Raw genomic sequence first — 24110 nt, 5'->3', positions numbered from 1 at the left:
CCCCTACTCCTCCTGGATCGTCTGGATGGAAACGCGCGATGCCATCTTCTCAACGCGTGCGCGGGCTTCCTCCCTGCTGGTTCCTTGCGCGATGACATGTCCGGCGCGATCACGCGATGAGGCTACGGTGGAAATGCAGTCACCTACCGCCACGTCGATCCGCACCTCCACGCTGCCCGGCACGGCCATGGCCGCGTCCACGCCTTCGATGCAGGCCACTCGTCCCACTGGCGGCAGCAGGAAAGCGATCTCTGCGTACGCGGTGGGCAGTGGCGCCTGCGTCCATGCCGAAACCTGCCTGCAAGCCCATGCCATCGCTAGTCCCTTCAAGCTGAATCCAAAACAGCACTTGACCAGCTCATTGATGCGATCGCCGCCTACGCGGTTGTGTGACTCGATGATGCGCGGACCACGCGACGTCAACTTGATCTCGGTGTGGGTCGGACCGTTCCTCAAGCCCATCACATCCAAAAACCGCAGGACGAGCTCCGCTACGTCTTCCTTGGCCGCCCCGTCCAGCACCGAGGGCATGCGATGCCCTATTTCGACGAAGCGCGCATTGGTCATCTTGTCCGTCATCGCAAGGATGTGATGCGTCCCATCGAAGCTGAAGGCTTCGACGCTGATCTCCTGGCCTGACAGGAACTCCTCCATGAGCAGACGCGACGCGCCAGCAGTGCCAAGGGCATCCATTGCATCGCGCACATCCTGCGCTGTACTGACCAGGTAGATTCCCCGGCTTCCCGCGCCATCTGCGGGCTTGATGATTGACGCGCCATGCGATCCAAGAAAGGCGAGCGCATCCTCTTCGCCCTCCAACTGGCAAAACTGCACCGGGCTCACCCCAGCGTCGGCTAGCCTTCGACGCATAATCACCTTGTCCTTGAACGCCTCCACCGTTGCCACCGACTCACCCGCCATGCCAAGTGCTTCGTTGACCCAGGACGCTGGCACGAGGCCATCTTCGGTCAGTGAAATCACGGCATCCACAGGCATGGCCCCGTGCAGTGCCTTGGCTACCGGGATGATCAAGGAAGCGTTGGAATAATCAGCAATGAACGCCTGCTCCACGAAGGGCAGGAACCCTTGCTTGAACCCGCCATGGTTGTTGATGTTCAGCAGACGGATGCCAAGCGAGGCGGCGTCCTCCATCATCTCCTGGCCTTCGCGGCCACCTCCGATCAGCAACAAGCGCGGCGCGTTTCCAGCGTGCGGCGCAGAAGTAGCAGCCACCTCCCCGCTTTCCTCACGCATGGTGGCCAGCCTGCAGGGCTGGAACCTGCTCCATGAGGGCTGCCACAGTCATGCATGCTTGGCGCAGGGAAAAAGAGGTGAAGCCTTCTGGCCTGACCAGCGTGGAAGGCGGCGGCAATGGCGCACCATGGCCGACGCCACTGCGGGGCAGGAAGCGTCGCAGGAAATACGGCGATACCGATGGTCCGGTCGCCAGCCAGCGGGAAACTACATCTGACACCCCTGCCATGGCCTTCTCTGCAGGCAGCGCCCCGGCACGATCGCGCACCTTAGCAATCAAGTCAGCCACTGCCTCGCTGTCGCCCTCACTGGCTGCGGTCGGGCACAGCATGAAGATCGATGCGGGAATCAGTACGAACAGGACCGGGTCCAGATCCTGGAACCGACGAACCAGCATGTCCGCTGTCCTGCGCGCAATCTTCGCCCGCGAACTCCTAGCGAAATATCCATTCTGCACGGGGGGATACCCGGCCATGTCCCGCGCTCCCCAGTGGAAGTGCGGGTTGAACGAACAATCCGTGCGGTAGGATGCATCCAGGCACCGTGGGTAGTGAGTTCCCAGGAATGCCGCAATTAGTTGCACTGCTGGTGCTGCAACCACCGGCAGGTAGGCAGGATGCTGGGGCATGGCCGAGAAAAAGGCCTCGGGCTGAGCCACGGCACGAAACGGCAGCAGCGCGGTCTCTACCAGCTCCCCGGTACTCGCGTAGTAGTGCGGGCCCATCTTCCAGCCCGGACCATGACGGACGATGTCCTGCCTGGTCACGACGGCTGCTAGGTCCACTTGGCGATCGAATACCGATTGCAGGGCCACGCGTGGGTTGGGCTGTGCGGCGGCCTCCTCCACGCAAGCTTCCAGGATTCTGCGCAGCCGATCCTCGTGTGCTAGCAGAGCGTCTGCCTCCATGACAAAGTTGAACCGCGACAGGCGCTCCATCCGTTGCCGGTGCAAGCGGCTCAGCGGCAGCAGTTCATCCCCAACGGCCGCTTTGACCAGCGGCGTGAACAGGGAGGAGCTTCGGTTACGCTCGACGAAACGCTGGCCATCCCAGGTATGCAGGCGGCATGGCGATCGCTGGCCTTCTTCCACCAGCGATCCTGGAAGGTATACGACATCCCCCTGGTCCAGCGCTTCGTTTTCGGTCTGGTTGAAACCGTAGATGAGGGGATAGCCCAACCCTTCCGCGGCTGCGGCCCAGTTGAAATCTGGCGCTCCCGCCTGGCAGCGTGCAATGGCTTCCCAGTTACCCAGGTGTCCTGTACGCGGTGGCAGCAGGCATGGGTCGGACTGAATCACGTCCAGGAGATGTCCGATGGGTATCGTGGTCTGGCCCAAGTGGAGCCAGTCGAAGCCCGCCCTACGCTGCAACAGGGCATCAAGGCGTTCCGGGGAGAGTATCTGCTGCGCAGGTCCCTCACCGACCAAGCCTAATGCCTGGATTAGCTCGATGGGAGAGCGTGGCGTTCTAAGCGGAAGTGCAACCGTCATGGCGCTGCATCCGCCAGGACCATCGGCAACAACCTGCGCCGGTAGGAAACCAGGGCATCTCCTGCGGAAGCCTGCGAAAGCTGTTCAACCTGGGCAATCATGATGGTGTGGTCCGAGTACGGATGACGTCCGATTACGCGGCAAGAGAGTCGGATCAGCGCATCTGGCAGGACGGGGATCCCGTGTGGTCCGTGGACGAATCCGGCATCAAGGAACTTGTTCACGCTGCGCGTCGCGAACTTGCGAGCCAGCGGTTCATGGTGACCCTGCAGGATGTTGAGGACGATGCGCTGCGCCTGCTGGAATGCGCCATGGCAGGCCGCCTCATGCGACAGGCAGACAAGGACGGTGGCGGGAGACAAGGACACGGCGACGAAGGAACTCGCGGTGAAGCCGACCGGTCTCTGCTCCTGGTCCAACGTGGTAACGATCAGCACGCCGCATGGGACGTGCTGCAGCGCCTGTTTGACGCGATCCGGTTCCATCAGGTGCTTTCCAAGTCAGGTGTTGCAGGCGGGGAGTAAGACACTTCCATGAGACGGGAGAGGATCCGCGGCAGCAGGCCGCCATCGCGGAGGATGTCGACTTCATCGCTGGAATCCAGGCGGGTGATGGCATCCTGGTGCCGGATCTTCCCGCTGTTGGAGATGATTGTTACCCGCATGGGTGTGGCGATGCCGATGCTTTCCCCTGCCACCGGGCGTATTGCGATATACCCGGACCAGTCCATGTCCTCCTCTGGAGTGCACAACTGAACGGGAAGCACGCCCATGGCGATCAGGTTGGAGCGATGGATCCTTTCGAACGAGCGGGCCAGCACGGCTGTCACGCCCAGCAGCGCCGGTGCACGTGCCGCCCAGTCGCGCGAGGAGCCCACTCCATAGTTCTCACCGGCTACGATGACCATGGGGACGCCCGCCGCGGCGTACCTGCCGGCGATATCGAAAACGGTCCCCACTTGCTCCGAAGGCTGGTGGATTGTCATTCCACCCCGCCGCCCATCGGCCAGCAGGTGGTTGTGCAGTCGTGGGTTGGCAAAAGCGCCACGCACCATGACTTCGTGGTTGCTGCGCCGCGAACCATAGGAATTGAAGGCGGAAAAGGCAACTCCTCGCCCTGTCAGATAGGTTCCCGCGGGTGAGTCCGGTGCGATCATGCCTACCGGCGAAATGTGGTCGGTGGAGATGTCGTCACCCAGTACCAACAGCGCCCTTGCCCCCTCCACCACACTGCTGCCCTGCGGCCTATCGGCATCGAAGTACGGCGGGCGGCGCAGGTAATCCGACGCCTCCCGCCATGGGAACAAGCCTCCACGCTTCTGCAACGACTCCATCGGCGCCTGGCTGGCCGGAAAGGACGATGCCACCAGTACTGCCGTCTTCAATGCAGCTACCTCCTCATCCGATGGCCAGATCTGGCGCAGGAACACCGGCCCCTGTCTGCCCATGCCGAGCGCATCCTGTTCGACATCAAGGTCAAGCGTACCCGCGAGCGCAAATGCCACGACCAGCGCCGGTGACGCCAGGTAGTTCGCCTTAAGCAGCGGATGGATGCGACCGGGAAAATTCCGGTTCCCGCTGGACACGGATGCAGCCGCAATGCCGTACTGTTCGATGGCACGCGCCATCTCTCCATGGAGCTCACCGCCCCCCCCATTGCAGGTAGCGCATGCAAAGCCCACCACGTGGAAGCCCAAGGCCTCCATCGGCTCGATTAGTCCGGCGTCCCGCATGTAGCGCACCACGGCCTGCGAGCCGGGGGCGAAGCTCGTCTTCACGTGTGGACGTACGCGCAGGCCGCATGCCACGGCATTGCGGGCGAGCAGACCGGCGGTCAGCATTGCCGTGGGGTTGGCCGTATGGGTACAGGACGTGATCGCAGCCAGTGCGATGGCACCGTCGGCCAAGCCCACCGCCGGTGGCGCACCTGCAGAGCGGGGCAGCGATGCAGGCAGCGCCTTCAATGGCAGCCACTCGTGCGGATTGCTGGGTCCGGCAACGCAGCGCTCCACCGCATCCAGGTCGAACACCAACGTGCGGGGATAGCGTGCAGCCCCCCCCCCTCCATGGGCCCACAGCCCCTGGTGACGGTAGTAGCGCTCGACAAGCGCACAATGCGCCTTCGATCGCCCGGTGATTTCCAAGTAGGCAACGGTGCGTTCGTCAACGGCGAAGTACGCCCCCATCGCGCCGTACTCCGGTGCCATATTGGCGATGGTGCAGCGTTCCGGTACATCCAGCGAACGGACACCTTCACCGAAGAACTCAAGCAGGTCACCTACCACGCCCGCCTTGCGCAGATGGTTGGTCAACCCCAGCACGAGGTCGGCAGACGAGATGCCCGGACCGAGCGAACCGCGCAACGCTATCCCGACGATACGAGGAAACGGCATCCTGACCGGCATTCCTGCCATGAGCGCCTCCGCCTCCAGCCCGCCCACGCCCCAGCCGAGGATTCCCATCCCATTGGCCATGGTGGTATGGCTGTCCGTGCCGATCACTGAGTCCGGGTAGAGCACCGAGCGTCCTGCCTGGTCCTGCCGCACCACTAAGGTGGCCAACTGCTCCATGTTGATCTGGTGGACGATGCCCTGCCCCGAGGGAATCACGTTCACCCGGTCGAACGCGCCGGCCGCCCATGCCAGAAAATCATAACGCTCTTGATTACGCAGCATCTCCAGCTTCTGGTTAGCCGCGAGTGCGTCCCGGGTCCCGGCCGACTCAACGATGAGCGAATGGTCAACTACAATGTCGGTCTTCAGCACGGGGTTGACCACGCAAGGGTCCCTTCCCGCAGCCGCCAGTTCATCGCGAAGTGCCGCCAGGTCAGCTAGCGCCGGGATGCCCGTGTAGTCCTGCATGATCAGCCTTGCAGGCAGGAACGCAATTTCCAGTCCATGCGGTTGCCGGCCGCCTGCCAGCTCTACGGCCGCCTGCATCGCCGCACCAAACTGGTCGTTACGCAACAGGAACTCAATGAGCAGCAGGGCCGTGCATGGCAGCGCCGAAGCGACGAGGCCATGTCCAGCCAGAAACGCAGGTATATCCACCGCGGGTTCCGGCACCCCATCGGCGGCGGGCGGGGGTGGGGGCGGAGCCGGCTCCAGAAGCATGCTCATTAACCGCGCACCCCGATTTCGAGGCGACGGCCACGCTCGCCGGTGTACTTGAGCAGCGGACGAATGAGGACGTTGTTCTCCATCTGCTCCATGACCTGGGCAAGCCAGCCGGCCATGCGGGAGACCACGAAGAGCGGAACTGCCAAGTCGTCGGGCAGCCCCAGCTTTCGGTACAACAGGCCGGAATAGAGGTCGACGTTCGCCTCCACGCCATGCCGTGCATAGGGGCGCATGGCATCCACCACGGCCTGGATGGTCTCGAAGGCACTGGTATCGCCCGACTCGCGGCTGACGCGCCACGCCGCATCCCGAAGGTGGCGAACGCGTGGATCCTCCGTGCGGTAGACACGGTGCCCGAACCCCATGACAGGCTTCCCGCTAGCAAAGCACGCCTCGACGTACGCTGCAGCACGCTCCGGCCTGCCCACCTCGTCCACAAGTTTCATGACCTCCTCTGCGGCGCCTCCGTGGAGATTGCCGGAGAACGCGGCGATGGCGGCGGTGATGGCGGCATGTACCCCCGCCCTGCACCCGATCACAACACGCGCGGTAAAGGCCGAAGCATTCGAACTATGTTCTGCATGGACAATAAGGTCGCGGTCCATCATCGCCACTGAAAGATCATCGGGCATCCTGCCTGAAAGCATGTGCAGCAATGCTGCGGTAAATGGCGTACCCACGCCGGGAATGCGTAATTCCATCCCACGCCTCGCACAGTGGTGGGCAGCGACCAGCACCGGCACTTGTGCAAGCAATCGCAACCCAGCATCGCGCATGCCACGGGTGTCGTCGTCGGCCAACCGGTCTTGCATCGATCCGAGGAACGACACGCCAGTCCTAAGTGCCTCCATCGGGTGCACTGATGCCATGCTTCGCGCTAGGGCAATGGCCTCGGGTGGGGTCGCCATCCGGGCATCGGCCAACAGCCGACCCAACTCGTCATGCTGCTGCACCGTTGGCAGTTCACCCTCGACCAGCAGGTGACAGACATCCTCGAAGGATGCAGCACCGACCAGGTCATGCAGGCTGTAGCCTCGATACTCCAGATGGCCGGCCTCGCCATCGATGCGCGAGATCCGGCTGCGATCGAAGTAGATGCCGCTTAACCCGCGATGCACCGGTTCCTCCCCTGCCACCGAGGATTCCTTTCCATCATTGGGTACCGCCACCGACGCCTGTCCGCCTGCGTGGTGCTCAATGAAGTCGATGATCGACTGCACCGAGGACAGCTCAACCATCCGGTTGTCCGATATTTCCACGTCGAACGCCTTCTCCAGCGCCAGCATCAGCGCTGCATGGCGCAGCGAGTCCCACTGCTGGATAGACTGGTATTCCAGCCCCGCGTGTGCATGGCTGGCGTCGATCCCTAGTACCGACGCTACAACCGCACGCACTTCTTGCTCCCTTTCCACCCCACGGGTGTGTGCATCCCTCGGGAAGCCCCCTGTCGTTGCGCCATATACGTCCATTTTTTCAACCACTCCCTTGGCTATAGAAACCGAGCATGGCCACGCCGTAGTGGCGCGGGTGTGCCATTACAAAAGCAAGCAGGAAGAACACGATCCCGACCAGGCTGCTCGCTAGGAACGCCAGCGACAACGAAACGCCCTCTAAATGGGAGATGAGCGGCATCAGGCAACCGCCGACGGCGGCCAGGAACAGATTCCGAAATGAGGCGATCCGGCCCCTCAATGTCGCATCGCTGCGCACCTGGAGTGCCCCAAGAAGCACCACACAGGACACCGTGTTTGCCGCCCCCACGACGCCTAGCAGGAGCACCGCACTTGGGCGCGAGTCACACAGTGCAAGTGCGGCGAAGCACAGGCTCTGTACGCCAAGGCCGGCCATCACGCTGCCACGCTCACCCAACCGGCGCGCCAGTGCATCCACCCCAAAAGCCGTCAGCATCGCTCCCAACGCAAAGGCACCATCGAGCACCGAGAGCCAGTAGGCATCGCCTCCGAAACGGGCGGCGACCGTTGGCGCCAGCAGTAGGTTGACTAGGCTGACCAGGATGAAATCACCTGCGCACAAGAACACCAGCCAGCAGGTGGCGGCATTGGTGCGCAGGTTGGCCGCGGCCTCCAGCCAGCTTCGTACGATCCATCCCAGCGCCATGAACCACGAACCAGCCCTGTGCCGCACGCCGCGTGAGACCGGCTTGATTAGGAGCAGTACCAGCGCCGATAGCAGGAAGCCGGCTGCATTCAACCAGAGCGAGAACCGGATCCCGCCCGTGGCCAGCACCGGCCCTACCGCCGCTATGCCCAGCAACTGGCCCGCCTGCAGGCTGATGCTGTTGTGGCTGTTGAAGCGCACCAGTTGGGACTTGCCCACCACTTCCGGAATCAGGGCAAACTGCGCCGCCCGGTAGAAGGGCTTGGCTGCCTGCAGTACCAGTGACGTGGCCACAAGGAAAAGCGCTTGGCGTGAGCCACCAAGCACCATTCCGGTGGTGAACAAGGCCAACGAGCGCACGATGGTAGATGCGACGCAGCTCCAGCGGGGATCAGTTCGATCCACCCATGGGCCTGCTACCAGCTGGAATAGGAACGTGGCGATGAACTCGAGCACAATGACGATGCCATAGCTTGCCGCCGACCCTGTTTCGTCATAAAGGACCTTGCCGATGGTCAGCGTGTACATACCACTGCCAAAGTTGGTGATAAAGGTCGAGGCCAGCAGTACTCGCGCGCCAATGCTTGCCTGCGTCATGAGACGATGAAGTTGATCGCGGCGACAGCCTCCTGAGCCCTCAGCACGGCCTCTTCGGCCGTCGATGCCCTGGCCAGCACCGAAGCACCTCGTGAGAACGAATCATGCACGGCGCCTATCCGCTGGCCCGGCGCCACCATCGCGTCGGCACGCACAACCCCGGGCATGCTGATGGCTTGCTCCAGACCTTCAATACGGTCCAGGACACCCTCGCAGGAAGGGGACGTGAACTGTATCGATGCAAATGCCGAACCATCGAGCACAGGCACCTCGGGCAGTACGCTTTCCCCGGCTACCTGCCGCACCCACAGTTGGTAAGGGTCGGCGCCGCCCAGCAGCGCGATCATCTCAGCGATCCGGTCTCCCCCCAGTCGCGTGTGTGTCTCAATCACACGCGGCCCCTCCGCACACATCATGACTTCTGTATGTGAAGGCCCGCACTGCAGCCCAACGGCATCGAGCGTGGATTTGACCAGAGCGTGGATGCGCTGCCGCGCCCCCTCCTCGAAGATCGCAGGCAGGCAGTGCCCTGTCTCGATGCAGGTTTGCGGTGACTTGAACTTTCGCGTGATGCACATGATCCGGTGCACGCCGCCTTCCGAGAAGGCCTCCACGCTCCATTCTTCCCCTGCCAGGAATTTTTCGACCAGCACGGGTTGGCCCCCGGCCCACGCCCTGAACCAAGCGAGGGCCGCCGGAAGCTCCTCCAATGATTTAACTACAGACACGCCCAGGCTTCCCCGGGCAGAGAGCGGCTTGATGACGACAGGGCAGCCATGCTCGGCGGCAAATTCCCGGATCGACGCCTCATCGTCTGCTGCGACTATGCGGCTGGCTGTGTCGTCAATGCCCAGCGACCGAAGCCGCTCGCGCATGGCGAACTTGTCGTGCGTAGTGTGGATCACATCGCGACCATGGAAGGGCAGCGCCAGTCGTTCGGCCATATCCACTGCGATCTTCTCCGCCGTCTCGGTGAATCCCCCGATGGCGTCAATCGGATCGAATGTGTTGATCAACTGTCCGCACTGCAGCCACTCTTCCACGCTAGCATCCGGAGGCAGGACGATTACGCGCTGGTACCCAGAAAGATCCTCTGCTGTCCGCGAGGCGCCTCCGACCAAGATCAGGCTGAAACGCACGTCCAGCCCCCGGCTTCGAGCGAAGATTTCGCGCGAGCGCCCCACCATGAGAATATGCTTCATTCTGGAGTTCCTGCCGCTTCCTGGGTAACGTCTGCACGCAGGGCTTTCCGGTCGATCTTTCCATTGCTGTTCAGCGGCATGGTCGCGATGTGGACCACCCTTGAAGGCACCATGTAGCCGGGCACGCGTCTCCGCAGATCGAGCAGCACCTCGGCTACTTCTCTCCCTTCGGCCATCGTAACCACGGCCAGCAGCTGGTCGCCGCCCTCGGTGATCTCGTGGTACACAACTGCTTCGACACAACCGGCGTTGCGCAGTGCGGATTCAACGTCGCCAAGCTCCACTCGGTAACCGTTGATCTTCACCTGCTGGTCGGCACGGCCCCTGTACTGCAGCAATCCGGTCGCCGCGCAACTGACGATGTCACCGGTCCGGTAGAAGCGTCCCCCGGCGTCCTGCGCCGGCGGCACCGCCACGAACCGGGCAGTGTCCAACTCAGGTGCCCGCCAGTAACCGGAGAACATCTGGGGGCCACGTACGCACAGCTCTCCGGGCTTATCCCGCGCCACCAGTTGCCCCTGCGCATCAACAACCACCTGCTCCATCCCCGGGTACAGCGTGCCAAGGGGTACGATTTCGCCATCACCAACGCCGCCAATATCAGCCCAAGGATAGCGTGCGCACGCAATGGTCAACTCGGTGGGTCCGTACAGGTTTTCCAAACGTGAACACGGCGCCGCCCGTTGCCATGCTCTGGCCACGCCATAGGTGAGCGCTTCGCCGCAGAACAGACTTAAGCGAAGGCTGGGCATCTGCCCTTCGCGCAGTTTGTTTCTGCGCATCAACCCTATTGCCAATGAAGGCACCGAGAACCACACCGTGATGCCATTGCGCTCAATAGCCTCGGCCGGCGCCAGCAGTTCCAGCGGACGCAACACGCAAAGCGCAGCGCCATGGCTCCACGCCATGAACATGTCGAATACAGAAAGATCGAACGTAAGCTCGAACGTCTGGCTGAGGCGATCATTTGGACCAATCGCATAGATCGCCTGGCTTGTCTGCATGAAGCTGCAGACATTGCGATGGGAGATTGGCACCCCTTTCGGCTCCCCGGTGCTTCCAGACGTGAAAAGCAGGTAAGCGAGTGCCTCCCCGCTTTCCACCTGCGCCGGCACCGCCCCGCGATCCGGTGCCCCGCGATTGGCTGCATCCAGCTGGGTGCGGGGCACCAACCGTGGCTGGCCGTTCATCAGAAGGCAAATCTCGGCAACTAGAGCCGCGTCGCTGTCCTCGTACACCAGCACATCCAGCTCAGCAAGTTCGACCATTTTCGCCGTACGGCGCGCAGGGAACCGCCTGTTCAGTGGAACGAATGCACCACCTGCCCAGAGCGCCGCCAGGGTGCCGATGAAGCCGATCTCGTCGCGACCGGAAAGCACCCCGACACGCTGTACCTGGGAGCCGATCTTTCGATGAAGGGCGGCAGCCCAACTGCTGGCTTCGTACGCAAGCGCCGCGTAGCTCCACGTGCGCGCACCTACCACCAAGGCATCTCGCTCCGGAGCCCGTGCCACGCTGCGAAGGAAGCCTTCCAGCAGACCAGCGCCTGCATGCGCCTCCTGCCCTTCGTCTATCTCGTGTAGCTTGACAGTGTCTGTGCGGGACGCTGTTGCTCCGTAATGCTCAACCGAATCCATGTGCGTTGATGCTCATACCGCATTACCATGCCCTCGATTATTGTTGGTCGCTCCCGAGAGCGGCAATACCGCGATGCTGTGCAACGCACACACCTGTGCCCGCATGCAGTGCCTAACACAGCACCTAGCGAATGGTGTCGTGTTTATTCACAAATTTATGCGATGAACTCTACATACTGGGCCGTTACCATCATCCGAGCCTATGTCCGCCATGCCCACTTGCACGCGCCCCGTACCGGAAGTAGTATCAAAGGCAGTGAAATCGGGGCGCGCGCATCTTTGGTGACAGCCTCGATCCACGGGCTATCAAGGAAGGCGAGAACAGATGGAACAGATTGCCGATAGGATTCGTGCCGCCCGAACCCTCAAAGGAATGTCTCAACAAAGGCTTGCGGTTATCCTGGGCGTGCATCGCGCTACAGTGGCCCACTGGGAAAGAGATTCCGGATTCACCCCGACGCTGGATAACCTTAGAGAGCTGAGCCGAGCGTTGGATGTGCGGATCGACTGGCTTATCTGCGGCGACGTGGAGCAACCGACCAGTTCATCCGATGACATTTCCGATCAGGCGCATGCCACACCGCGCAGCCATCTTGAAAGCCGCCTGCTTCAGTTGTCCAAACACCTGCCCATGTCGTTTCTCGGCTCCATCATCAGCATGATGGAGAGCGTGGCGGGCTATCTCGGGTGACCTCAGGCGAGCCGGAAGCGAGGGAACGAGGGGTAGGAAAGGACTGCTCGGGCATGATGGAACATCCAGCGGCCTGAACACAGGGGACACCCAGCGTCTTCCGGCCAGGGCAGCAACTCTCCGGTCCGACCCGGTCAGCGCTCGCAGACCACGCTCACGACCATGCAGTTGTGCAAGTAGTCGCTTCAAAAATTGGCGCCGCCTTCTACCAGCACGTTCGGTAGTCCAAGTCGTAGGCGTGGCGCAGGCACGCGTAGCCCTTGTTGACCCCGTTCGCCGCGCAGCTTCAGCAGCGGGCGGTGCAGGCGCTTGAGGCTGCTCTGGAGCAGGCGGCCGAGCGATTCGATCGCTCGTTGACCGCTGCCGACCAGACGCTGCAGCAAGCCACCCAGCGCTACGCGCAAGCCCAGCAATCACTCGAAGCCACAGCGATGCGGCGCATGTGGATGGGGTCCATTGCCATGCTGGCGGCGGCCATCATGGGATTATGCGGCGTGAGGGTACGTCCTCTACAGCGCCAAGGCGACGCTGGCCGAGGCCGAACAGCGCCGCGCGAAGATCGCGTACCTGGATCGCGTGGCGGGCCGACCTGGTCCCCTGCGGCGAAGACAGGCTCTGCGCCGATATCGAGAAGAAGGGGCCGCGCTCCGGCGACCATGGCCAGTATCGGGTCATCACATTGCGCCAATCCAATCGGCGCTGAGCCAATCCACGGGTCCTGCTGTTACACCCGTCGCCTGGGGAAGCTTGTCAACCGCGCTGGAGCGCGAACCACGTACCGTGGTCTTGCCTGAACTGCAGGCGGACGTTCCCCAGCAGGGGAAAAGGAACAGTGTGATGGAGATTAAAGCAAAGGTCATGGCAATGGTCGTCTTCGCAGGGGTGGCCCTGTCCTTCCAGGCCCATGCGCAATCGTGCTGCCCATCGGGTGGGCATGGCGTGCCGGCGGCCACGGGGCTGGGGGAAAGCGCTCCCCGCGCGGCCAACCTCGCCACCGATTCGGCGTGGCGGATCTACGAGTTCCAACGCGACGGCGTCACCTATCTGCAGATCAACGACGCCACCGGCGTGGTCCGGGCTGCGGTCGGGCGCATCAACGAGACGTTGTGGGTGCTTCCCATGGGCAAGGACGTGACCCGTGTGTCGCTGTCGGCTACGCCTGCCGCCCCGGGGCGCGTGGTCTACCAGACTGGGGATTTCGTGGTCTGGTTGCGATCGGATGCGAAGGGCGATGCCTGGGTGGTCACTTCGCGAGATTGATCCCGACGCCGACGCGCTCGGAGACGAGAAAGCTCAAGGCCAACGCATGGCGGCGCCGACAGGTGCCGCCATGCGTCTTGAGCCGGACCGACAGTTCCCGATCGGACTCGGGATGTTCACGCCGCACCGCGTTGAGCACGGACGCATCAGCGGTGATGCGCACGACGATCCCCTGCATGCCCCGCACCCGCCATACCCGGGCCTGGATCAAGTGGGTTCGCGCAACGGGCAACGTTTCCACAGCATTGAGTACGCAGCGATAGGCCACCAGTTGCAGACCCAGCGAAAGCTGTCGGGGATCGCCTCGCATCCGCCAGCGGAATTCCGTGTTGCACAGGTTGGCGAAGCTGACCGAGCGCAGGGTGTGATACAAGCCATGCGTTTCGATGCCCAGCGGATAGAGGGCCGTGACGTACTCATCGAGCAGTTGCGCCTGGATCACCCCGGTGCGCGTCATCTGCATTGCCGCCGAGTGGTGTCCCTGGGAGCGCAGGTACTCCACAACATCCCTGCGCATCCGATTGATCTGCACGGTTAGATCGGTGTAGTCGACCACCCGCTTGCGCAGGGTGCGCTCTGCGGACAGGTAGCCGGCCTGTGCGAATTCTAGTGCCTGCTCCCGCACGCGCCCGAAATCGCGCACTTGCCGGTAGGCAGCAGAGAGGCGCGAGCCGAACGCAAACAGGCCGGTGGCGGTGACCGCGAGCAGGATCTGCACCGCGAAAGCCTGTGGGTCGTGCATGCCGACTTCGACGGCCTTGGGCAGCGACAGGGCCACCGCGACGTTCGCCAGTACCACGCCCAGTGCCGCACCGCGCCATCCATGGCGCAGGGTGAGCGCGATGGCGGGCACAACCAGCAACACCCTAAGTAACTGCCGCAGCACGGTGTCGCCGATGAGAGTGATAGCGACGAACAGAAGCGCCACCACCGCGACGGAAGCCAGGCATTCATGCAGCAGATGGGACGGCCGGCGCAAGGCTTCGTCGCGGCGCAGCCAAAGGAGCGCCGGTAGGACGAACATCAATGTGCCCAGGTAGTCGCCCAGCCAGTACCGGATCAGCGTGTCGATCGGCGCCGGCCCTGACGGGCCACCCAGCGCGGCATTGAGCGCCATGTTGCACAGCGTGCTCCATAAGGCGGTCACCAGCGCGAGTGGTAGCAGCCAGTGGTCCTTGCGCGTCAAATCGGGAATATGAAAGCGTGCCGTGACGGGAAGCAGCGAGACCGCGGGCATCAAGAGGAACGGGCTCAGGTATGCCCAGGTGGTGCTGGTACCCCAGTCATCAACCCTCGGCACGCGCAGCACCAGCAGGGCCGCGGCGTCACCCGCCAACAACCAGGGCCATCGCCGCGCGGGCAAGAACAGCAAGCTGGCAACGCGCAATCCCGCCGGCAGGTACCACTGATCCACGGAGCATCGCCAAGCCAGCAGGAACGCGGCGCAGTAGCCCACGCTCAGCAAGGCGCCTTTGGCAATGTCTTTTACAGCGGCCATTCGACCATCCGTGGCGTGTCAGAGCCACTGTACAAGCCGCGCGCGCTGCAGCAGTAGACATTTGGCAGTTACCCAAGGCCATCCGGTGGATCCTGGCTTGCAGGAGGTGGCCTCCACGGAACCAGAGCGGTTCACTAGACTCTTGGATAGGTTCTTACGGAAGCTGGCTGAGGCTTACATCGCTCCATTGGTTCTCAGCGTGTCTACAGAATAGGATTGGGGACCGGTCGCCACGTTGAGCCTCCATGGCACAATTGATTCGGAGATGGGGCAGTCAGGGAATTGGCAGGGGGCGAAGCGAGTGACTACCGTAACCAGCGAAGTCGGTTCAGCTGAAAAATTTTCTTTTCCTACAAGTGCGTGGGTGCGCTTGCTGAGGAGTTATGGGCCAACTTCGAGCAATCTTACGATGTTCGATGAGTACGTCATTGGCGCGATCGGGCGAGCGAAAGTCCAACCGATCCGTCTTTCCACTCCGATGCTCGACGACATGATTCGGCATATTGAGTCGAAGGTGGAGGGCTCGCTCTTGATCGCCGGCACAGCGGGCGATGGCAAGACCTACCACTGCCGGGCACTGTGGAACCACATCGGCGGTGACCCCAAAGTCTGGGCGGGCAAAGAGAACGTGAAGGAACATCGCCTAGCCGATAGTCGCCTAGCAGTGTTCATCAAGGATCTTTCCGAATTCAATGGCCAGGAGAGCGACCTGCCGCTGCAGCGCCTCGAAAGGTCGGTTCTGGAAGGCGACGACTCCGAAGTCGTAATCCTGGCGGCCAACCATGGCCAACTGCTCGATCGCCTGCGCGACCTAGGTAAACGGCAGGATCGCATGCATCCGCTCCGCAAGCCCTTGCAGGAGAGCTTCCTGCAAGCAGGGGCCGCGCCCGACCGCTTGGCTGTATTCGACCTCAGCCGCTCCACCAGCCGCAAGACGCTCGACGAAGTCGCCAAGGCAGTTGCCGGACATCCCGAATGGGAAAACTGCTCTCGCTGCTCCTTGAGGGCAGGTGGGAATGTCTGCCCGATCGACGAGAACCGCCGCCGCCTTCTCGGAGAAGCCGATAGCGGGCAGCTCGCGCGCCGGCTCGGCGACTTGGTCGAGATCGCCAGACTCAATGGGCTACATCTTCCGGTGCGCGATCTGCTAGCACTGTGCTCCAACATGGTCCTCGGTTACGCAGATGCAAAGTTGGCAAAAGAGAACCTGATGACTTGCGCGGACGTGCCCAAGATCCAAGAGGGCAACCACATCGGCAAGGCCAGCATCTACGCCAACGCATTCGGGGCCAACCTGCCTAAGCGACGGGCTTCTGATCGCCCCGTATTCAAGGCTATGGCGAGTTTCGGTGTGGGTGAGGAGACGACCAACGCGGCTGATGGTTTGCTGGTCTACGGTAAGGACGATTCGCGGTTGCAGGCCGACTTCGCGCGTCTAGTAGCCGTTGACCCGATCTATGGCGCGACGGCGGACTTCCGCGCGGCTCAGGACGCCTACTTGGAAGGCTATGAAGGCGCGCGCTTGGATGGCGGCTCCGCTGAGTTCATGGAGATGCTTGAGGACCAGCGTCGCCGGCTCTACTTCAGCCTGCCTGAATCCGAGCCCGGCTACCCCCGCTGGTCAATGACGGCCTTTCGCTTCGCTGGCGAGTATCTGGACATCATTGAGTCGCTCAAGGCCAAGAAGGCGGTGAACGACAACACTCGCGGGCGTATTGCGCGTGGCCTTAACCGGGTCATGACCGGCCTGCTCTTGGAGAACGTTGACCGCATCTTCATTGCCAGTTCCGGCGGATTCACGCAAAGCCGCGTGAGTGTGCTTTGCGATCATGAAACGCCATCGCGCAGGCAGGGTGGCGTAGGCATGGCCATCAAGTACAACGAGGATTCTGGCCGCCTTCAGCTCGACGTATCGCTCTCGCCAAGCCCTGGCAACTCAGTCGCCTTCGACCTCACGCCTATCCGGCATGAGTTTCTCGCGCGGGTGGCCGAGGGCGCGCTGCCAGCAAGCTTTTCCAATGAGTGCCTTGAAGACCTTCTGGCCTTCAAGACCAAGCTGCTGCGCAAGGCCGAGATCGTCCGTAGGGCTGGCTTTGCCGGCGACGACGACGAAGTCGGCGGGGAAGCATCCGCATTGACGCTGAATTTCATCGACATCGAGCCGGGAGGCCGTGGGTTCGCCCGCCCCGTGACCGTGAGGACTCCGGCATGAACGAGATCCTCAAACGGCCTGAGATCAAAAGCGTCGATTTTTGCGTCGACGAGAACATCTGGGGGCACCGTCTCTACGACGAGCAACTCCCTCATTTGACGGTGCTCGAATTTCTCGGCGCACTGGGCTCGAACCTCGACAAGCCGCTTCGCCCCCAAGAGGGCCTTGGTGGTGCCTTCAAGTTCCAGCCGCAGCGCCAAATCCGTCTCCGCGGCCTGCTTTTCAACAACCCCTACGTTGAGTCCATCTCCGAAAGCGCACAACCGGATGAGGAGAAATGGCGGCAGTGGTTCGGGCGCTTTGCCCATGGGGCAACGGGCAACGGTGACGGCGTTGACGACATGGCCTACCTACGCAATTCGTTCGCGAGCTTCGACGATTTCGCTAAGGCCGTGGAACTGCTGCGCTCCTCTTCCTTCGAGTCGCGCAGCAACAAGCGCTGGAGTTCAAAATTTGTCTTTCCCTTCGGCCCGGACGCCCTCTACGAGGACTTGGAGATCGACTCAAAGGGCAAAATGAGTAACGACCGGCGCTTCTTCGCGCGTACTGGCGAGCTGCTCTACCTGATGCTCACGCGGTCGAAGCGCGGCGCAGAACTGGGTGACTTGCTGGCTAAGCGCCTGTTCGACCGCGAGGCGCCGATGAACCGGCTCGCGCGAGCAATGCAAGGTACGTCACAGCGCGCGGATGAAGCCCGGCAGTCTGGCTATCTGCCTGAAGCCGCTAACCCGCGATTTGATCAAATTTGCAATGACTGGCTGTCGATTCTGGCGAGAGATATGCCGATCTATGACGCCTTGGAGCACCTGATCGTCATCTCGGGGCTCAACATGCTGCTCTACTTCCTTGAGCGGGCGAAGCGCGTAGCTGGCGACGATGATCCGATCGAGATCATCTGCGAGATTGTTTCCAAAGAGCGCACGAAGGTTCGCACGCTTTCCGGCGACAGCTACCAGCTCAACCAAGGCCTTCCCGCCAAGGCGGTGCGCGCCCATGTCGAGTCGATCCGCATGGATGCCGGCTGGACCGAGGCCGCCTCCAGTGAGTTCCCGGAAGCTGAGCGGGTGAGGCTCATGCGCGAGCGCTTCCAGTGGCCATCAGCCGATGGGGGCGACGACGAGGACTACTCGGGCGAGAGCCCCGAAACCTTAGTCGAAAAGCTCACCGAGCTTGCCCTTGCGCGGCATCAGCAGCACGTCGGCAAGATTCACGCTTCCTGGTCGCGGGCGATTGGCCTCAGCTCCCGCCGCCTCTCGCGGCGCACCCGCTACGCCCCCAACGATAGGCTTTTAAAGTCGATCGTGGTGGCCATCGTCGACGACCCTATGCAGTTCGACGAGTTCCTGACTGAGGCTAAAAAGCGCTATGGCCTCATCCTCGGCGACGCCGAAGGCGCGCGCTTGGTCGACGCGAAACTCGTAGACCAAGAGGAACTCAGTGAGAACCGGGACAACCTTGAAGCTCGGCTTGTGGGATTGGGCCTGGTCCGCAGGCTCTCCGATTCCTGCTCGTTTGTCGAAAATCCATTCGCGAAGGAAGCGGCCGCATGCTGACCGACCGCATTATTGGCCGCGTCGGCGCGGACATCTTAGCCAAGCGGGTTTCCAATCCCGGCCAGTCCGGCGATTCTGCCGCGTTGTTCCGGCTCGACAAGCTCTCGTCCAGCCAGATTGCGGCTGTGGCGCGAGCGATCCTCGCTAATCCTGACCTGCTGGCTCGCGTGGATCTCATGATCCCCGAGGCCTTGGTTGATGCCCAAAGCCTGCCGCCTGAGATCCTCATTCCGCATAACGCCGGCTACGTCCGCAACAACGCTGCGACCGTCAAGGCTGCAATCCTGACTGCTAACGGCAACGAGCACAACTTGGCCGACACGCTCGGCCACGTCATGGCCATCGGCGCCAAGGAGATGCGTGCCGACCCTGAATCCTGGGTCGAGGCTGCCTTGCACACCGGTGGGCTCGCGCCGGTGCCGGATGACCGCTCGGTGTTCCATGCGGCCTTGGGCGGATTGCTCGCCTCCTCTGAGCTCTCACTCGTCCAGCTTGGCGAGTTCTGCTCCGAAATTGTCGAGGCCATGTCTATCCGTGGGCTTGCCATCCGTGATGCCCTGGGCTTTGCAATGCCGCGTGCCGGTTTGCCCCGCGACACAGGGTTCTTCTCCAATGCAAAGAGCTTCGGACCGCTTCGCAAGCCCTGGCAGAAGGCCTTCGCCAAGCTCTTCACGCAGCGCGCGCCGCTGTTAAAGAAACTTCGCCAGAACGGCCAGCCGCTGGATTCCGACGAGCTAATTGAGCGCATTGAGGCCAATGCGGCTGAGATCACGGATGCCGCGCGCCTTGCGCTTGTTGCTTTCGTCAACGCTCCCGCGGGAGACCAGGAGGTGTCTTCCGCTCTGGCTCAGTTCGAGTGGGAGGCCGACGGCGTCTACCTCGCCTTCGACAAGCCCAAGGAGAAACAATTCGGATTGGCTGACTCGACCATCCGCTTCCTCGACCACGATTGCGACCAAGAGAATTCGCTCGACCTCGAGGGCCGCCAGCTCTTGGAAGATTTGAAGTCGCGCGAGCGGCGCTCCGACTTTAACGAAGACGATGAGGAGTTCTTCATCAAGTACCGCCGGCTACTTGAGCAAGATGCCAAGCTATGCGCGCGCTGGGAGAAGGCTCTCTATGGCAAGCCCATCGAATGCAACGACTTTTTCGATGGTTTCGCGCGCGTAGTGAACAGCCTACATGCGGGGCTGCGCGAGACCGAAGGCGAGCGCATCTTGCGCTTCACCGTGACCAAGGGTCGCAAGGAGTGGCGTGAGCGCTTCAATTACGACGCCGGCAGCTACTTCTCGGCGATGTATCGTGGCTTGAAGGAGCTCATGGGTTCCAAGGCCGATTGGAAGGTTGAGCGTCTCGGAAATGCGAGCCTCCCCGATCCGCTTTTCGATTATGAGGCCTTCTTTGCCAAGGAGAAGGAGCTCCGCAGCGACAAGAAAAACAAGATGCGGCCGAATTCATCGCTCTCGCGCATGGCCTTGCAGATCAAGTTCGATGTGGCGCTAATCCAGTTCTTCAATGGCAAAGAGAATGTGCTCGCCAGGACCCAGCTCTTGTGGAGCTACAAACCCACCTCGATTGGCCTGTCGATGGTCGCAGATATGCGCCGCCTTTTGGAGAAGGGGGCGGCCGGTTGCACAGAAGTCCCGCGCCGCCTAGTAAGCAAGAAGGGTGGGGTGCAAAATGTCTCGCTACTCGACACCGGCACGTTGGAGGCCACCTATTCCACCGACGCGGGTTCCTTGGTCCCAGCGGCCAGCAGGCTCCGCAGCCTGCGCCACGAGATAAAGGGCCGGATCAAGGACCTCGCGGAAGGCGGCTATCTAACTCCGCCGCAGCGCGACGAGGTCAAGGCATCCTGGGACAAGTTCGAGGAGGACTACATCAAGGCGATGGAGGACTTCGTCTCTATCGGCCTTCATGGCGAGGCCGTCATGCGCCAGGCGGAATCCTTCGGCGCCCTGATGGCGACCCTTATGTCCCAAGCGCGCGGCGACGTGTGCCGCTCGCGTCTGGTCTCCGAGATTCTTTCGGTAGGCACGGCCCGCGTGGCTGGCGACAACCCCGCGCTGATCATCCCGCCATGGCATCCGGAGCGCATGAAGGCGTTGGCAGTGAAGTCCCGACGTGTCGCCGGATTTGCCACCCACTTGCTCTCCAGCGGCAACATCCTCTATGGAGACCGCGAAATCTTCATGCGCGAGTTCTCCGACGAGATCGCCCATCCGTTCTATCCGGAGATCGCTGTCCTCAACCGGGCCGGCGCGCCGACGCTGGTGTCTGAGAGCAGCACGGTCAACGGCTATAGCCTCTTGGAATCGCCCACGCGGGGCAATCAGGATGCAATGACCGATGTGGACCCAGCTGCCGCTGCCAAGCAAGTACGAGAGCTCTTGGAGCGCTACGTTGGCTTGCAGCCTCATGAGGCATCGAACCTGAGCGTCGTACTTTACAACGCCGATGCGGCCGAGCTGCCGCTGGCTACCGTGCGGGAGCTCTCGTCGATTCAGGAGGACGGGAAGCTTCAATGCAGCGTGTCGGTGCGTCACTCGGATCCGGCAAAGCTGCGCAGCGTCTACGGTGAGCTGGTCAACAAGGCCGGAGACGATCCGGACTTGCCCGTAGTCAGTGAGACCAGCGACAACTTCATCTCCAGGTTACGCATTTCGGTAACGCCGATCTCGGCCACGCCGAGCGAGAGCGCCCAGGGGTTCAAGGCCTTCGATGTAGCTTTCCTGCATGACGTGGTCTCGCGGGCGGCGCAGTCCGAATGGCTTTCTGTCGCCTGGACGAACGATCGGCCGAATTTGGAGCACGCTCCCTCGCGCTGGTCCTACCGCAGTGTCTCGGGCGAGAATGAACTGAAATCCACTACCTTCTTGGCCTGCCCTTGGCAGACGGCCTCGGGCTGGGCCTATGTGTCCGCAGTGGCTGCCGTGTGCCGCCAGCTTGATGCATTGCCTGGCGAACGCTTCCTGCCAGCCCGGCGCATCTCGCTGCAAAGCCCCGCGCTGGCCAGCATGATCAAGGACGCCCATGACTTGGCCGAGTGGGTCGCCACTTATGACGAGCTGCTCGACAAACGCCAACTTCAGCACAACGACATCACCGTCGTCCGCTATCGCCGCGGCTCCACTAACGGCCGCAATATGATCGTAAGCTCGACCTCCGAACTGCGTCTGCTAGGCGTACTAGTGCGCCGCCGCTTGGACGAGCTGAATTTGCAACTCGATGCTTCCGAGGTCCAGGCCGCCGCTGACAAGGCCAAGCGCGATGCGCTATCGGTCTCCGGCGATATCGTTTTGCGCGCAGCCAAGCGCGGCGTATCCGCAGGCGAAATGATCGGCCTGGTGCTTAGCCGCTATTTGCTCGCAGAGGAGTTCAGAGCCGCCGCTGGCGGGGGTCAGATATTGACGGCGTACTTCCTGCTCGACGACTACGCAAGCTGGCTCTCGCAGCCAGAGAGCCGTATCGCCGACATCCTTGCGCTCAATGTCGAGGAACGGGAGGAGCGCGTTCGCGTAGTGATCTCAATCGTCGAATCCAAATATGTCGCCGCCGACGGCTTGGCCAAGGCGCGCCGCGACTCCAAGGACCAGCTCCTGACCACTCTCGGCATGTTCCGCGAGGCGCTTTTCGGCGACCCCGGCCGGCTTGACCGGGACGTGTGGTTAGCCCGCCTGGCCGATATGCTCATTGACGCCGACATCCCGCCAGGCATGACGGGTCTGATGGAGCGCGCGCGCTCGAAGCTTCGTGAGGGTGATGTAGATATCTCGCTGCGGGGCTACTCCCACGTCTACGTTCACACCTCGGACGCCGGCTCGGTTTCCGCCTCCGACCAGGAGCTTTTGGAGGATTCCGACGGCGTGAAATCCTGGCAAGAGGTCTTCGATCGGTCCGATCTGCGAAAGCTCGCCGAGGCCTATGCCAAAGGCGCCGGCGGACTCGACGCCCGCGCTGCGCTGGGACCCCACCAGCCCTGGGATGGGCATGACTTCAAAAGGCCTGCCCCGCGCGTGCCATGGCTCGCCGCCATGGGCCAACTAGCTAGCGGGGTCGGCGTGCTGCTGGAAGAGGCTCCAGAGCAAGCCACCGCCGCGTCTCCGGGCACTAGCCTGGCGCAAGAGCCTTCGCCGCCTGCGCAAATCCTGGCCAAAGCCGACACCGTGCCGCCGGCTTCGGCCCCAAGCCCTGCGCTGACCGCCAACCTTGGCGCCGCTTTCTCAGGACTGGTTGCCTCCAAGTTCGCGGGCGGCGCGCAGTCCGACGTTGAGCGGGAGGACTGGGCTCAGGAAGTCACCAAGAAGCTCAAGGCCGCGCTTAACAGTTACGGGCTACAGGCGGCCATTTTGGGGACGCGTCTGACCCCCAATGGTTGCTTGGTGCGCCTAGCTGGCTCCGACCGGCTGCGCGTCGAAGACATTGAGAACAAGCGCACCCAGCTTCTGACCACGCACGCGATCAATCTCGTCACTGTCCAGCCCAAGCCCGGCGAGATTGTGGTGACGGTCGCCGGCTCCAAACGCCAGTCCGTGTCGCTCTGGGAGCTGTGGTCTCGCCGTGAGCTCAACCGCAACGTCGCCGGCATCAATACGTCATTCCTCTTGGGCCTCCAAGAGATCAACGGCGCACTGCTGTATCTGAACCTTGGCTCGGAGTTTGGCGGGCTCTCGTCTCACGAGCCGCATTCGCTGGTGGCAGGTGCAACCGGTAGCGGCAAATCGGTGCTGATTCAGGCGCTGATCTTGGACATCGCCGCAACTAACCCGAAGGACTTGGCGCAGCTTATCTTGATAGATCCCAAGATGGGCGTCGACTACGCGCCCTTGGCGGACTTGCCGCACATGCGCGACGAGATCGTGACGACAAAGGAGAAAGCGGCGGAAGTTCTCAAGACTTTAGTGCAGGAGATGGAAGAACGTTATCGCCTATTCGCCAAGGCTCGTGCACGTGACTTGCCGACCTACAATGCGAAAGTCTCGGCCGACGAACGTTTGCCCATGGTCTTCCTGATCCATGACGAGTTCGCGGACTGGATGCTCGACGATGGGTACAAGTCTGCAGTGGGCGCTGCTGTACAGCGACTCGGCGTCAAAGCGCGCGCTGCGGGGATCCACTTAATTTTTGCAGCGCAGCGTCCCGACAAGGATGTCATGCCAATGCAGTTGCGCGAAAACCTCGGCAACCGCCTTATTCTCAAGGTTTCTAGCGAGGCCACCTCCAAGATCGCGTTGGATCGACCAGGTGCTGAACTCCTTCTCGGCCGTGGACACCTGGCTGCGAAGCTTAATGGCGAGCAGGGCCTGGTCTACGCACAAGCCCCCTTTCTGTCCGACGACGAGATCACCGCGGCTGTGATGGCGATTTCGCTCGACAACCCGCAAAGATCAGCGCATGGCACCATCTGATACTCAAGAGGCACCGTCGATCCCTGGATCTTCGCAAGGGGCTGCGACGACGCGGCTCGTTGAACACTTGGCT

General features: G+C 62.1%; 15 protein-coding genes and 1 pseudogene. 6 read left to right on the top strand and 10 right to left on the bottom strand.

Features of this window, described 5'->3' with window-relative positions; genetic code table 11:
• Positions 1-3: 3 nt before the first annotated feature.
• From XBLMG947_RS18440 to XBLMG947_RS18400, 8 genes are all read right to left on the bottom strand, one after another.
• Positions 4-1254: an ATP-grasp domain-containing protein gene (locus XBLMG947_RS18440; protein ID WP_065470034.1), complete on the bottom strand. Its 1251-nt coding sequence runs from the start codon at positions 1252-1254 to the stop codon at positions 4-6.
• Positions 1247-2743 (bottom strand): DUF6025 family protein, encoded by a 1497-nt coding sequence (locus XBLMG947_RS18435; RefSeq protein WP_219819467.1) that lies wholly within the window; start codon positions 2741-2743, stop codon positions 1247-1249. Before XBLMG947_RS18435 ends, XBLMG947_RS18440 begins: the two co-directional genes overlap by 8 nt.
• A complete protein-coding gene (locus XBLMG947_RS18425; RefSeq protein WP_065470031.1) occupies positions 2740-3228 on the bottom strand; it encodes a flavin reductase family protein in 489 nt (162 codons plus the stop codon). The genes XBLMG947_RS18435 and XBLMG947_RS18425 overlap by 4 nt, the downstream gene beginning before the upstream one ends.
• A complete protein-coding gene (gene acnA / locus XBLMG947_RS18420) occupies positions 3228-5861 on the bottom strand; it encodes an aconitate hydratase (RefSeq protein WP_065470030.1) in 2634 nt (877 codons plus the stop codon). The genes XBLMG947_RS18425 and acnA overlap by 1 nt, the downstream gene beginning before the upstream one ends.
• Positions 5861-7255, bottom strand: a complete 1395-nt coding sequence (locus tag XBLMG947_RS18415; RefSeq protein ID WP_209437487.1) for a citrate/2-methylcitrate synthase — start codon at positions 7253-7255, stop codon at positions 5861-5863. The genes acnA and XBLMG947_RS18415 overlap by 1 nt, the downstream gene beginning before the upstream one ends.
• 79 nt (positions 7256-7334) lie before the next feature.
• Complete coding sequence (locus XBLMG947_RS18410) at positions 7335-8576, bottom strand: MFS transporter (RefSeq protein WP_065470029.1); 1242 nt, start codon at positions 8574-8576, stop codon at positions 7335-7337.
• The gene (locus XBLMG947_RS18405) at positions 8573-9778 is read right to left on the bottom strand and encodes an ATP-grasp domain-containing protein (RefSeq protein WP_065470028.1); all 1206 of its coding nucleotides are present in this window, start codon (positions 9776-9778) and stop codon (positions 8573-8575) included. Before XBLMG947_RS18405 ends, XBLMG947_RS18410 begins: the two co-directional genes overlap by 4 nt.
• Entirely contained in the window at positions 9775-11415 is a 1641-nt protein-coding gene (locus XBLMG947_RS18400) for an amino acid adenylation domain-containing protein (RefSeq protein WP_083993245.1), read from the bottom strand. Before XBLMG947_RS18400 ends, XBLMG947_RS18405 begins: the two co-directional genes overlap by 4 nt.
• A 325-nt stretch (positions 11416-11740) precedes the next feature.
• Here XBLMG947_RS18400 and XBLMG947_RS18395 point away from each other — a divergent pair, with 325 nt between their 5' ends.
• Positions 11741-12106: a helix-turn-helix domain-containing protein gene (locus tag XBLMG947_RS18395; protein ID WP_065470027.1), complete on the top strand. Its 366-nt coding sequence runs from the start codon at positions 11741-11743 to the stop codon at positions 12104-12106.
• A 185-nt stretch (positions 12107-12291) separates the two neighbouring features.
• On the opposite strand, the gene XBLMG947_RS23275 is transcribed toward XBLMG947_RS18395, so the two are convergent.
• Positions 12292-12489, bottom strand: a complete 198-nt coding sequence (locus XBLMG947_RS23275) for a hypothetical protein (RefSeq protein WP_167352045.1) — start codon at positions 12487-12489, stop codon at positions 12292-12294.
• Here XBLMG947_RS23275 and XBLMG947_RS24170 point away from each other — a divergent pair.
• Together XBLMG947_RS24170 and XBLMG947_RS18385 are read left to right on the top strand one after the other, a co-directional pair.
• Positions 12397-12809, top strand: a pseudogene (locus XBLMG947_RS24170) (hypothetical protein); the annotation flags it as partial. The gene XBLMG947_RS23275 and the pseudogene XBLMG947_RS24170 overlap by 93 nt on opposite strands.
• Before the next feature lie 134 nt (positions 12810-12943).
• Complete coding sequence (locus XBLMG947_RS18385; RefSeq protein WP_065470047.1) at positions 12944-13366, top strand: hypothetical protein; 423 nt, start codon at positions 12944-12946, stop codon at positions 13364-13366.
• Here XBLMG947_RS18385 and XBLMG947_RS18380 read toward each other — a convergent pair.
• Positions 13350-14864: an MASE1 domain-containing protein gene (locus XBLMG947_RS18380; RefSeq protein ID WP_083993244.1), complete on the bottom strand. Its 1515-nt coding sequence runs from the start codon at positions 14862-14864 to the stop codon at positions 13350-13352. The two genes, XBLMG947_RS18385 and XBLMG947_RS18380, sit on opposite strands and share 17 nt — an antisense overlap.
• 409 nt (positions 14865-15273) lie before the next feature.
• Between XBLMG947_RS18380 and XBLMG947_RS18375 the strand changes: the two genes are divergently transcribed.
• From XBLMG947_RS18375 to XBLMG947_RS18365, 3 genes are read left to right on the top strand one after another with little or no spacing between them, the layout of a single operon-like run.
• A complete protein-coding gene (locus tag XBLMG947_RS18375) occupies positions 15274-17076 on the top strand; it encodes a DEAD/DEAH box helicase family protein (protein ID WP_065470025.1) in 1803 nt (600 codons plus the stop codon).
• Positions 17073-18629, top strand: a complete 1557-nt coding sequence (locus XBLMG947_RS18370) for a hypothetical protein (protein ID WP_065470024.1) — start codon at positions 17073-17075, stop codon at positions 18627-18629. Before XBLMG947_RS18375 ends, XBLMG947_RS18370 begins: the two co-directional genes overlap by 4 nt.
• Complete coding sequence (locus XBLMG947_RS18365; protein ID WP_065470023.1) at positions 18623-24037, top strand: FtsK/SpoIIIE domain-containing protein; 5415 nt, start codon at positions 18623-18625, stop codon at positions 24035-24037. Before XBLMG947_RS18370 ends, XBLMG947_RS18365 begins: the two co-directional genes overlap by 7 nt.
• The last annotated feature ends 73 nt before the right edge of the window (positions 24038-24110 follow it).

Origin of the sequence: Xanthomonas bromi (assembly GCF_900092025.1) — a bacterium.
Classification (GTDB): Bacteria; Pseudomonadota; Gammaproteobacteria; order Xanthomonadales; family Xanthomonadaceae; genus Xanthomonas; species Xanthomonas bromi.
The sequence above is the reverse complement of the archived record's forward strand: the minus strand, read 5'-3'. Positions and strand labels throughout refer to the sequence as shown.